The organism is Ruminobacter sp. RM87, from assembly GCF_000701925.1.
In the GTDB taxonomy this organism is placed as follows: domain Bacteria; phylum Pseudomonadota; class Gammaproteobacteria; order Enterobacterales; family Succinivibrionaceae; genus Ruminobacter; species Ruminobacter amylophilus.
Genome location: NZ_JNKD01000027.1, coordinates 1 through 12,765, shown reverse-complemented (window position 1 = coordinate 12,765; position 12,765 = coordinate 1). Strand labels below are relative to the sequence as shown.

11 protein-coding genes are annotated in these 12,765 nt (G+C 45.4%); 2 read left to right on the top strand and 9 right to left on the bottom strand.

From position 1 onward, the window contains the following. Nucleotides 1–5 precede the first annotated feature (5 nt). The 3 genes from T489_RS0106555 to T489_RS0106545 all read right to left on the bottom strand — a co-directional run bounded on the left by T489_RS0106555 (nucleotide 6) and on the right by T489_RS0106545 (nucleotide 2,614). Entirely contained in the window at nucleotides 6–1,028 is a 1,023-nt protein-coding gene (locus T489_RS0106555) for a DotH/IcmK family type IV secretion protein (protein WP_031579263.1), read from the bottom strand. Nucleotides 1,029–1,083: 55 nt separating this feature from the next. After that, entirely contained in the window at nucleotides 1,084–1,638 is a 555-nt protein-coding gene (locus T489_RS0106550; protein WP_031579262.1) for a hypothetical protein, read from the bottom strand. A gap of 211 nt (nucleotides 1,639–1,849) precedes the next feature. Further along, nucleotides 1,850–2,614 carry a hypothetical protein gene (locus T489_RS0106545; RefSeq protein WP_031579261.1) on the bottom strand — a complete coding sequence of 255 codons (765 nt, stop codon included), beginning with the start codon at nucleotides 2,612–2,614 and terminating at the stop codon, nucleotides 1,850–1,852. Nucleotides 2,615–3,275: 661 nt separating this feature from the next. Between T489_RS0106545 and T489_RS0106535 the strand changes: the two genes are divergently transcribed. Further along, nucleotides 3,276–4,070 (top strand): hypothetical protein, encoded by a 795-nt coding sequence (locus tag T489_RS0106535; RefSeq protein WP_031579260.1) that lies wholly within the window; start codon nucleotides 3,276–3,278, stop codon nucleotides 4,068–4,070. A 47-nt stretch (nucleotides 4,071–4,117) separates the two neighbouring features. Here the strand turns inward: T489_RS0106535 and T489_RS0106530 are convergent, their stop codons facing one another. The 6 genes from T489_RS0106530 to T489_RS0106505 all read right to left on the bottom strand — a co-directional run bounded on the left by T489_RS0106530 (nucleotide 4,118) and on the right by T489_RS0106505 (nucleotide 12,086). After that, a complete protein-coding gene (locus T489_RS0106530; protein WP_143066503.1) occupies nucleotides 4,118–5,128 on the bottom strand; it encodes a hypothetical protein in 1,011 nt (336 codons plus the stop codon). A gap of 103 nt (nucleotides 5,129–5,231) precedes the next feature. After that, nucleotides 5,232–6,905 carry an ICP22 family protein gene (locus T489_RS0106525; RefSeq protein WP_031579258.1) on the bottom strand — a complete coding sequence of 558 codons (1,674 nt, stop codon included), beginning with the start codon at nucleotides 6,903–6,905 and terminating at the stop codon, nucleotides 5,232–5,234. Next, complete coding sequence (locus T489_RS0106520) at nucleotides 6,905–7,447, bottom strand: hypothetical protein (protein ID WP_031579257.1); 543 nt, start codon at nucleotides 7,445–7,447, stop codon at nucleotides 6,905–6,907. The genes T489_RS0106525 and T489_RS0106520 overlap by 1 nt, the downstream gene beginning before the upstream one ends. Nucleotides 7,448–7,601: 154 nt before the next feature. Beyond that, nucleotides 7,602–8,747 (bottom strand): hypothetical protein, encoded by a 1,146-nt coding sequence (locus tag T489_RS0106515; protein ID WP_031579256.1) that lies wholly within the window; start codon nucleotides 8,745–8,747, stop codon nucleotides 7,602–7,604. A 59-nt stretch (nucleotides 8,748–8,806) separates the two neighbouring features. Next, nucleotides 8,807–9,874, bottom strand: coding sequence for a DUF1189 family protein (locus tag T489_RS0106510; RefSeq protein WP_031579255.1), 1,068 nt, complete (start codon nucleotides 9,872–9,874; stop codon nucleotides 8,807–8,809). Between the two features lie 142 nt (nucleotides 9,875–10,016). Further along, nucleotides 10,017–12,086, bottom strand: a complete 2,070-nt coding sequence (locus T489_RS0106505; RefSeq protein ID WP_031579254.1) for a tetratricopeptide repeat protein — start codon at nucleotides 12,084–12,086, stop codon at nucleotides 10,017–10,019. A 483-nt stretch (nucleotides 12,087–12,569) separates the two neighbouring features. Here T489_RS0106505 and T489_RS13545 point away from each other — a divergent pair. Further along, nucleotides 12,570–12,765 (top strand): hypothetical protein (locus T489_RS13545; RefSeq protein ID WP_037319033.1); only part of this gene is annotated, 196 nt, incomplete at its 3' end.

Genomic DNA, 12,765 nt, shown 5'->3' with positions numbered 1-12,765 from the left:
CATGATTATTCAACCGCCTCGTAAAGCCTGTCGGCCACCGTATTGAGTTCTTCTTCAGAAACGGTTACCGCATAAAGATTCTTCTGATTTATAGGATACGCGGCCACACCGGCATCAGGATTTACGGCAGTCTCCCCCTCAGGCAGTTCCATATTTCCCGTGGCGGAAGCGGAATTTACGGTGTCAGCCCCTGCCACTGAATCAGAACTGTCCTCAGATACCGTATCGGCAAGATTACGCGTCACATCAACATCTCTTCTGGTTGTTCTTGCCCTGGCGGACCTGGTGATGTTGGTTACCCCGTGAAAGTCATCAGAGGTATTGAGCGGTGACTTGTAGGACACCAGTACATCCCACTCATACATTTCGGTTTTTCTGCCTGATCCGAGACTTACCACAAATGAAAGCGGAGAACTTTCCCTTCCCTGAAGATAAACCCTGACGTTGGCCATTCCAATCTTCGCTGAAGTAGGAACAATCCTGATACTGTCGTGTTTCTTGTTAAGCTGAATCTTAAAGCCGTTATTGGAACATTCAGCCTTGGCTATCGGCCATGACACCTCGGCACCGTCCCTGATACGGAACACCAGTTCGGAACCGTCATAAATTCTGAACATCTTTCCTGAATCATAAACGAAACGATCCTTTACGACTCTCGAACAGCAGCCGTTCTGCTGAGGAGCAGAAGTGTGCTCTCTGACAGGCTGCGCACTGACAGGACCGGAGGACACTACCGTGCCTGAATTCATCAGAGCATTGTTATCGACATATTCCTCCGTGGTTCCGTCCTTGCGGTAGATTTTCATTTTCGGAGGATTTCTGGCTTCTTCCGCTCTGATGGCCTGTTCAAGAATCTGCTGTCTGGTTCTGTAACCGGTCAGATTCTCCCCGAGTTCAGGAGGAGGTTCCGGAGCTTCAAAGCCTGCGGAAACGGCAGAACCGGTCATAAAAAAAGACAGACCTGAAAACAGCAGACCTGCACCGATGTAAATACTTCTGCGTTTTATACTGTTTAATGAAGAACTCATATGTCCATCCATGTCTAAAACAAACTGCAAAACTCTTTAAAACAGACTGTTAAGCCTAAATTCTGACGTTCTCGATATTTCTGATATTGTGTTTCGAACGCATGTAGCTCAGTTCAAAAATCAGAGGATATTTTCCACGGTTTTCCAGAACTATTCTGATTTTGGCATTCGTATTGTGCCCGGTAGGAGTAATAATCACCGAGGATTTTTCGCTTGTTGCGGTAAAGCCTCTGTTGGATACTTCCACTCCGGAAACCTTTACCGGTTCTCCGGTTACCCTGTCAACAAAACTGATTATCGTTTCACCTCCGGTATAGACAGGCACATTCTTGTTCGGTACAAATGCGTAGTCGGCAACCACTTCACTCATCGGCTTCCGTGATTTTCCGGCAGAATTTACTTCCGTTTTTCCTGCTGAAGCTGTTTTTCCGCGGGTTCCGGCCACAGGCACCGAACCTTTTTTCTGATTGTCCGTGCGGTAGCTGGCAAGCTGCTCCCCAAGTTCCGGAGGCGGTACCGGACTCTCATAGCCGGAGGATTCAGCCGTCATTCCCGGAACTGAAAACGCAAGCATGAAACCTGCCGTAAGCACCATTAAAATCTTATTCATTCACGAACACCTGATTGCCCGAGTTTCGGTTCAATACCGAAAATCTCAACGATATTATGATTAGGAAGATTAAATATATACGCTTTTATGTCTCTTAACATAAAACTCAGCAGAAAAGTTAGATCTGTATATACTTTTTTGTCTGTATCCGCAGATGTACCGGCAGGTTCAGCAAACCTGCAGGTCTTATTCAGAAGGCATGCACAAATGCTTAACTTCCTGACAGAAGATTCACGGTCTGTTCTTCAAAGTCCTCTGCAGACAGATCGTGAAAATTAAAGCTCATGTTCTTAAAGGTCAGACAGCCTTCATGAATATTCCCATCCGGAATACCGAGATGCTTCTGCATGATTTTAAACTGCTTCATGGCCATTTCATCGTTGAGGTTTATATGATAGATGAATGTGGAAGGCACGGAAACCGGAGATGATAGGAAGAGTTTGGGATTGCTCTTTCTGTCCCTGTCCGCAGGTATATTGAACTTTGTCAGAAACTCAGCGGCTCTTGCTCTGTTAGGGAAACAGTCCATGACTGAAAGAACCGGATTAAAGGCCACCACTCCGGCTCCCTTTATCTGTTCTGCAAGGTATGATGCGGCGAAACCTCCGAATTGAGCGGAAACAAAGGTGACGTCTGCGGCCCGGATGTTTCTGTCAAGCATAACCCTGCGGACGATAATTTCAAGTTCGTCAAGCATGCCGTAGTAGCAGCAGGGAATAAATTTCATCTTCCTGCCGAGTGAATCCTCAAAATACATCTGCAGACCTTCGCATGATGAATATTCCGCAAGACGATCAAAATTCGCCACGTCTCTTGAATAGGATACGGCATCATTCAGAAAAACGGTAAGACGGCTGTCGCTGTTATTCCTGTAGAACAGTGAAACAATATCATAATCAAAAGTTCTGAAAGAATGCTTTCCTTCGGTAAAGGTAAATTCATCGTATATGTTGTGCTGAACCGGAGGTTCTGACATTAACTGCGCTATTTGAAAATTCATTTTTGTATAAAGCAAAATAGTATCTGAACGAAAATTTTTAAAAGTATATACCTTTTTATGCCGGCAAACTAACTGATTGTACGTGATTACGGTTTTATGCCGAAAATTGTTTGAACGGATTCACAGTTTACCGGTGCATCCAGTAAACAGCAAAACGCGTGTTTTTCCTGCGTTTCACGCCGGCGGATAACAAATATTCCACGTCTCCGGATTCAGTAATCATAAAAATTGTCATCTCCTCGGAAAACGCCTCAATAAATAAGATATTTTTTATACGAACGTGTTAGAAAACGCCCGTTTTTTGTACAAACAATCTTTTTAAAGAAAGGTATTACTTGTTTTTATGCAAATATTACGTATTTATTGTTAATCCCATGTGAAAATTTAACATAATACGTTTATAATTCGCTACCGGACACAGCATAATCCCCATCATGAAACATTTAGGATTTACTATACTGTACATCTGTGACAATATTGTCAGGATGTAACATACAGAATCTTTTTTTCTGCATGATTACGGGAATAAAACTGTCACCCGGCAGACCGTTCCGGAAAATTCCGGAACGACATGCCGTGATATGGCTTACCAGGGAAAAACATTACAGGAATATACAGGAATCAGAGGTTTTTAAAGGTGCTTATTGACATCTACTGTTTAAAAGGAAATCCGCAGAAGATTGAACAGGCTGAAATTGTGGGTTCTTTAATCAGAAAACAGGTTTTGAAATTCGATGACATTCTTGATCTCATCGCCGGGATCTATCAGGATGCGAACTCCCCTTTCCCGTATATCGGCAATGTCCACGCCAGCACCAACGGACTGGTCGTTCCGTCCGTAGGCAATTACTTTTTCTGGGTAATTCTCTCCAAGACCTCTGACGTTATCGTTCTTGACGACTTCGGTGCGGCTCTTACCAATAACCGCATTTCCGTGCTCAACAACATCTGCACCAGGGCTGCAGGAGAAAAAAACAGCATCTGGGATTTTGCGTCAAAATGGTCTCTTACCCACCACAAGACTTCCACCGAAAGGCTGGTTTCATACTACGTCTACTTCGTAAAAAACCACTTTGAAGCCGATGATTACGCATCATGGCTGAAGGCTGACGGTTACTTTGTTCAGGCGCCGTTTGACGAATACATGAGCAAGTACCACTACACCGGCATTGACATGAGTTCCCTTGACAGTTCAGACCGTCTTTCAGGAATGCTTGAAACGGCAATTTTCAGAAGCATTCCGAATAACCGCATCAGTCAGGCTCTGCAGAAGGAAATACACAGATTTGTCAGTGAATACATGAAATACAGGAAACTGCCTGCCGACACCACCGTATCCGAAAAATCCGGACGTAAGGGTGAAAATGTCATTTCCACGGGGCGAATGGAAAGTCTTAAGAACGACGCCATTCTGAATTATTCACGCAGATAACAATACGCCCCGGTCATCATTACCGGGGCGTTCATACTCATTGTCAATTAATACTGTCTTCTGTCTTTCCAAATGTAAGAAACATTTTTGAAAAGGAAGTCCTCAAAACTTAATAGTCTGAAATTATCTGAAGCAAAGCGTTCTGCCATATACACAATATAGGAAAATATAACCTGATCCCCCTGAGCTGAATGACCTCCGTTAAGATCATAAACCCATACCAGCATGTTTTCATTAACCTGATTCATGCCGTAAGCAAGCTTGTCAACATTCAGCTTTTTCATAAGAGGGAACAACTGTTTTTTGCAGTGTTCTTCATCATTCATATTCTGAATTATAAAAAAGCGGTTTGTTTTTATTTTCTCGCAGATAATATCCACTGTTTCATTTCTTCTCAAAGGATCCTTATCCTCAAGCGACAGATTCAATGTTCTGCAGAATCCCAAAATATGCTTGTAATCCTTTATTGAAATCTGTGGATTTAAAGCTATGTGCGTGGCATTGTTTAAATAATAAGACAAATGCAGAGCCACATAGCCACCGCCTGATGAACCGAATAAAAACAAATCCTTCTCTTCAATACCAAGCAGTGACTGAATCTTTTTGATTATGACTGAAATGTACTCTATATAGGACTCATTCTTAGTACCGTAGTACCAGCCAAGCTTTAGATTTCTGTGGATTGAAAGAAGAGGATCCGCGATATTTAAAACATAACCATCGCAGAACGGATAATATGACCATCTCTTGAAAACAGGTACAGGATCTCCGTCATTTCTTGATCCTGAAAATATTACAAAAAGAGTTTTTTTCTGCTTTTCTGATGATGGGAGATTCATCTGACAGTCAAAAACAATATTTTTGTATTTTATAGCGAATCTGTCATGAAGATCTTCATTCTGAATATTATCAAATTCATAGGTCTGATATTCTTTAGAAATTGAATAATGTGTCTGTTTCAGTGCATCCATCTGTCTATGTATTTCGTTATTAAACTGAGCATAATTATCAATGGACACACGTTTAAATACTTGATCATACCTATTCTTATAATTCATAACTCTAATACCAAAAATTTTAATTTATTATCTGTATATTATATTAAAAATCTTCAACGGTAAAAAACGCAAAATGCTTTTATAGCATCTTTCACTATCTATTTTATCTTTTTAACTGAGATCTCACAGCCCGGCATGCCTTGTCGGTCACAACTATTTCCTTTATAACCTTTTCTGATCCTGATTCATGGTAGACATAGCGCAGTTCATGAATTCTCGGCAGAATCCATTTGCCGTAGGTATCAATACTGCATGTACGGTCTATGCGCCCTGCCACGAAATCAGCCTGCTTGACCTTTGCGGCATCCTTCGGATTAACCGAAAAAAGAACGACCAGTGAAGAGTCATCGGTAGCTGTCATGATAGGATTGTTTTCAATTCTGTCAAACTTTTCACCTATTCTTTTGAGAGCAAATGGAGCAAAACGCTTTTTAAGATAATCCGCACTGAGAGGCCCCTCAGGTTCAGACTCATAGGCATAGATGAACTCGTCGTCAAGTCTCACGCTTTCATGTGAAAGCACGGATTTTTCCACCAGAAGCGGTTCCTTGCCGGTACATTTGAGGTAATCAAGCGATACTTCGGAATAATCCCGGTCATCATGGTAGAACACCAGCACAATCTTGTCCAGCCGGTGCAGAATGCCTTCATTAAGGGCAATGCGGCAGAAAAGATTAAGGGTCTTGTTATCCTCCGGAGTTCCGTCAAAATCCATAGGACCCAGGGCATCGGCCGTACCGATGTCGTACACCAGTACCGCCCCCTTCTTGTCAAGTCTTACGGTTCTGAGGGTTATATACGGACTCAAATCCTGAGGCAGCTCATAGGTGTTGTAGAAATACGGCAAATACATTTCAGAGAGATAATCCCTGCTGTAGAGATTAGGATTCACGAAACTTGACTGCTGTCTTTTCTTGAGAATATCGTAAATAGGATGACTTTCGGCAGAGTTTTCGGAACCTGCAGCGTCATTCTGTGTCTGAGGAGACTGAACTTCCTCAGTACCGTTATTTTCGGTCTGAGGCTGAGAAGCTTTCTTTCCGCCGCTGTCTCCTGTCTTCTCCGGGGCCTGAGATACAGCTCCGGTTTCAGCTTTCTTATCGTTAGATTCTGACCCGCTGACGGAAGACGGTTCACTCTTTGCTTCAGCTGAGTCCCTGCCGGTCTTTACGGCAGAAACCGCTGCAGCTTCCGCAGCTGAATCCCGGGAATTTTCTTTTTCAGCCGGAACCTGCGGTATCTCGGACTTCACGGAATTTTCCGCACCGTTTTCAGGCTGAATCACGCCTTCGGCAGAAGCTTTCTTATCTGAATTTTTTTCCGGAGAAGATACTTCGGCAGTATTCTTACCTGCTTCAGGATTTTCATCAGTCTTTTCGACAGAAACACTGACATCATCCTTTTGATGAGCCTTTTCCTCAATATCGGCGGCAGATTTTTCCGCCTCTGAAACAGATGCTGATACAGCCTCGGTATTCTTTCTTATTTCTTCAGATACGGTGCCAGTATCTGCCTGTGTCTTTTCAGCATTTTCGAAAGAAGTACCGCCGTCTGCCGAAGCGTCACTCTGTGAAGCCATGGCTTCCTGACTGCGGGGAGAATTTGAAAGTAATGAACCTTCGGTATCCTTGTATTCGGCGGCATCAACTTCAATTCTGTCAGTCACCTCGGCATCGAGAGACGGAGCTTCAGCCAACTGTTCCTCTACCGCGCAGGCAAGCCCGCAGCTAAAGGAAATTCCAAGTAAAAAACTGTTTTTCACTACTTTTTTCAGCATTAATTAGTACCCTGTGACTGACACATCTGAGGATTTACAGACACTTTTCTGTAAAAATCGCCGGAAGCCGTATATGCCTCCACGCTTATGCTTCTTATACGATGAAGGTTGTGCTTTTTTGCCCTTACCTGACGGCAGTATCTGGAAACCGCCACGCCGTAATACTCATTCTCCATTCTTTTCTTCACGGAGGAAGGCATGAACTGATATACGTCATTCATTACCGCATGGGCCGTTACGTCCCCTTCACCGTTTACGCTGACATCGTCAACAGTTCCGAACTTAAAATCATACGGCAGGTTCTTTTCCAGCTTTTTACCGTACATTCTGTTAAGTTCACTGCCGGTAAGATATCCTGAATTTCCGGTTCCTGCGGTGACGGACACGGAATCAGGTCTGATAACCGTTATCCCCGTCTGAGGATCCCTGAAGGAAACGCCTTCTCCGGCACATACAGTCCCTGAAAGAAACACTGCGGGAATCAGCAGCAGAAGTTCAGCCTTTCTGCCCAACATTGAAGATGTTTTTTCAAGTAAAAACATAAACCCACCATGAACTCCGCGGTTCAGACAACCTTTTTGTGAAAAATTTTAAACAAAACTTATTTCTTTAGCAATAAACATCACCAAAAATTGCAGGCATGGATACGGCATTGAAGTTTTTCCGCGGAAAAAACACCGGTTTTCAGATGTCTGCCTAGTCATACGTTATGCCGGAACAGCTGTCATCCTCGATTTCAAGCTCGGCAAAATCCTTTCCGTTCACGCTGTACAGCAGACGGTATGAATCCACCTTTGTCAGAATCTGCTCCCTGATGAACCTGCTGGAGCACATGTACATATACACCTCGTCTGGCTCCTGAAACTCCGCAAAGGCGGGACTCAGTTCGTAATGCATGTTGAGAGTGCTCCCAGGACCTGCGGTTACATCCTTCAGAATCACGTCATCACTGATTCTGTATGGCAGTGTTATTCCCCGTTCCTTAAGAAGCAGCGGAATGACATTAAGGCGCAGATGAAATTCGGTATAGTGACCGTTGCTCTGATAAAGTGCGGGTTCTGAGAATCTGGTAAACCAGGCATCCTCAATATACGGGAAAATGCATTTATAAAAGAACCATGACACGACAATAATGATAAGTACCAGGGAAAGCCTGAAAAACTTCTTCTCGACAGGATCTTCAGGCTGAGGCTTCTTTCCGGTGACTCTTCTTTTCTTTGCTGCTTTTCCGGCAGTGGCGACTGAATCTTCTTTATCTTTATCCTTATCACTGTCTCCGCCCCCCGTGGCTGCAGTCACTTCCTCACCGCTCATGCGCTTTCCGGAAGATTTACGTCCTCTGTTTCCCCTTTCCGATGTTTTTACGTCAGAATCACCGGAAACACCTTTCTTTTCCGAAACCGGATTGTCAGCTTTCACGTTTCCGGCGTCAGCAGCTTCCGGGGCTTCTGTTTTTCCTGATGAACGGGAAGACTTTTGGGAAGAGCCCGCACTGTTTTCTTCTTTCGCTGATTCTTCGGAGGATGACACTGATGATTCTGTATTTTTACCTGATAGCGAGTCCTGTCCGGAGATGCCGGCAGAAGCCTTTCCTCCGGAGGCATTTCCTATTCCCATTTCGGCCGCGGTGACTCTCACCACTCCGGAAATGGATTCCAGATCCACGGGATGAACAGATTCCTTTTCCGCGGAATCATCGGATGAAGAAACTTTTCCGGAAACGGACGGATCTTCCGGCGGTTCCTGCAGACCGCCGCCGTTCGGCAGATTCCCGTTCATGATTTCGGTCATCTGTTCAGACTGACCTTTATCCGCACTGCGGTTATTCTTCTTCCGGAACATTGAAATACTCTGTAATCCTCATCCGTAAAAACACGGAAACATCTCCGGTACACACTGACCTACGGAGTGAATGAATCCTGATCGTCGTCGCTGCCCCAGCCGGTATTTCCGGAACGGAAGCTGTCAGGGGATACCGGAGAATTCCCCGGAGCGTTCTGATCTTCACCATGCTCGCCGCGACTCAGTTCATTCACTTTTATATGATTGATTGTTCCCTCCTGACCGCTGTTTTTCATGGTCACGTTAACGGACTCGATGAGATTGTTTCTGAAATCGCTCAGAGCCATGTACACATAGATAAGCGGAGTCAGAATAACCATAGGATTGGTCAGGGCATGATGAATCTGAGGATTGTCAATAAAGAAAGCGCTTATCACAAAGAGAGCAAGCGGCAGTGTATTGGCATATACGTTGAGTCTGAACAGCGCGTCTCTCGGCAGACTGATTTTAACCAGCATCTGCAGAAAGAGACTGAGAAGAGAAGTCATAATCGCAAAAAGACACTGTTTAACCAGAATCATGAAATACAGCACCACTACCGTCACCCCGAGATATGCCATGGTCATTCTGGATACGAACGACTGAACCAGTTCATCGGCTCTGACGGCAGTGCTGTCGTCGGAGGTCAGCACCTTGTAGCTTACGCAGACAAAGTTTTCCATTCTGGAGATGCCGAAACAGAAATTATTGGCGTAAAGATTTACCACCGGTCTGATATCAGTGAGCTCCTCAACTTCAAACAGCTGCGGATCATCGCTCTGAAAATGCATCTGATCAGGATATATACCAAGCATTCCGCTTCCGTTTTCATAGGTGTACGCGACATAGCGGTTTCCTTCATCATCCTTCTTCCAGAAGCCTTCAGGCGTATCGGAACGCACAGTAATCCCCGCATTCTGATAATCGAATTCAGGTATTCCTCGGGCTACGGGATACATTTCATTATGGAAGAAATTATAGAAGTGCATGATTATGGCAATCATCACCAGCACTGTGGCCAGACCGCAGCTTCTCAGCAGATGTCCCTGACCGTATCCCCGGAAATAGCAGATTACCGGAATGTAAAATTTTCGGGAAAAAATGGCAAGTAACGGGAACAGTAACAGTTTCTTCAAAAATTTCTGCATTTTATTATAATCCGGAGATAAACGATAATCATCAGACCGCCATTACGGGTTTGAATCATTTTATTTTAAGTGAAACGGCAAACCGTATACGGGGAATTCTCTCAGTATTCTATCATAAGTTTGCTTTGATAATGACATCTGATTAATGACTGACCTCAGGTTTTGTCGGATAGTCCGTATCTTTTTTATGTTTTTCCTGAATTGCGGCGGTCTCCGCAGATCCATCCGACACTGCCGCAGGCTGTTCTTCAGACGGATTCAGACTCTTCACCGCCACCTTACGACCTTTCCCGCTCTTACCGCCATTTCCGGCCTTCTTCACGTCTGCGTCATTCTGACCTTTGGATGTCAGAACTTCGGGAGCCGGTATTTTTTTCTCATGAGTCTCAGGACCTGCGGTCTGAGTTTTTTCCGCATCGGCTCCGGACAGGTGTTTCCGTACCCCGTCGCCATCCTCTCCCACAGCCTGTTTCCTGCTGTTCAGGTCATCAAAGGCGAAACAGGATTCAACGCTTCCGAAATCACATCCGGAACGGTAAAACTCCTTGGCTCTTTCTATATCCTGATCCACACCGTTACCGCGTTCATACATCACTCCGAGATTGTTGCAGGCATCTCTGTCCCTGAGACTGCAGCCCATGGAAATATATTTTATGGCCTGTCCGTAATCCGTATCCACGCCCCTGCCGTTAAGATATATGAGTCCCAGGCCTGTACAGCCCTGAGCCTCTCCGAGTTCACAGGCTAGAGCAACATAGGCTCTGGCCCCGTCGAAATTCTGCGGAACGCCGCGGCCGATGTAGTAGGCCACGCCGAGGTAGAAGCAGGCGGTTCCGTCACGCATGTTGCAGGCCACGTCGTAGTACTTGTCGGCAAGAACCACGTCAAGTCCCCTGCCTATTCCCTTGTCAAAGATGTCACCCACGGCACGGCATCCCGGAGCATAGTCGAGAGAACAGGATTTCTGAGCCAGACGGTAGGCATCTTCCGCCTTTCGGTCCGCATAGTTTTCCCCCATGTAGACTCTGGCCAGATTATGACATCCGGTACCGTTGTCCATGTCGCATGCCATGCCGTAGTATCTTACGGCATTGGGTTCATCCGCATTGACTCCGATACCGTCTCTGTAGATATCGCCGATGCGTACGCAGCCGTAGCTGCTTCCGCTGGTACAGGCTCTCCAGAAAAAGCGTCTCGCCTCCTCAGGATTCTTTCTGATAACTGCCCCCTCAAAGTGTATTCCGCCGAGATCACTGCAGGCGTCTGCATCTCCAAGATCACAGGCCCGTTCCAGATAGGTTCTGGCTATCTCCGGATTATGCAGAAACTTTTCTCCCGCTCCGGAAAAATCCTCTCCCCTGAGGGATATGTCCCCCAGCATGTGACACGAATGACCGTGTTTCAGGCGGCATGCCCGGGTATAGTTCACCAGAGCTTCGGCAAAATCACGGTACTCCGTACTGCCGTAGTATATTTCCGCAAGATTGAAGCAACCTTCACCCACGCCGAGTTCACAGCTTTTTCTGAAGAAATCCATGGCCCCCGGTGTACCGTTTTCCTTCTGAATTTCGGCTGAGCCCATTCTGTTGCAGCCCTCACCGTAATTGAGGGTACAGCTTTTATCATAAAAAGAGAATGCCAGTTCAGACATATCCCTTTCCTCATGCATCCCCGCCAGCAGGAAACACGAGGCTCCGTTACCGTTTCTGCATCCCAGATCGTAAACATTCATGGCTGTGGCGTCATCGGGAGCCGTGACAAAGCCGTTCCTGAAAAAACCTCCCAGATCATTGCATCCGTCATAATCACGAAGACGGCACGCCCTGTCGAAAGCACCTGCGGCCTTGCGATGGTCACCGAACCTGTCTCTCATGATTTCGCCGTAGATTCTGCAGGAACCGCCGTGACCGGTTTTACAGCCTTTTTGCAGAAGATCGGCGGCAAGACTGTAATCAGCGTGAACGTTTCCGCCGTCACTCCAGTAGATACCGGCAAGGTAGCAGGCTTCGGCATTACCGGAACCGCATCCTGATTCATAGTATTTCGCCGCCCGGCCCGGATTCCCCATCCGGTCGTATTCACCGCCGGCACTGAGGCAGGAGTCACCTCCGCCCAGAGAACACACTATCCCGTCACATCCGGACAGCATAAAGGACACGGTGACTACTGTCATACGAAAAATATTCTGTATTACGGTATTCAACTCAGCCATGACTATGCCTCTTCAGCTCCTCATGGATATGACACGACGGTGCATATCGGAAAAGCGGTTCCCGATAAAATCCGGAACCGCACGTAAAATGTATCCGTGTGTCACAATGGACACACACGGATGTCAGACTCTTTACGGAGTCTGTATAAAAACGTTTTCAGATTATGGAAAGCATACTTCCATGGTAACACATAAAAATCCATTCCCTGAAACTATTCGGTATGGATATTTCCGAAAAATTGACAGACTGACACAATTTTCAGTTTTAGGAGCTCCTTATGAAACAGGCTGCGCCTTCTGTACTTTTCCGTTCTCCCGCCGAAAAAGAGAAACACCGCAATCAGACCTGATTACGGCCCATTCTTTGAATATCTAGTTACATTATCAAAAATAATTTATTAGGAAGTCCAAAAAATAAGAGACTTCCTTTATTTTTTATGTTATTATAGTTACATACTAACGTGTAACTATATAGGTACAATTATGGTTGTTGATACTCCCGAACTTCCTCCTCTGCTTTTCAATAGAAATGGTAAATATACTTATGTCTGTTCTTATGAGAACGCATGGGATCCTGTACGTCACATGTCTGTCAGAGTCAAGGGCAAAACCGTTACCGTTGGTAAGATTATTGGCGGTAACCTAACCGGTACTATCGAATGGACTGAGGATTTCTTGA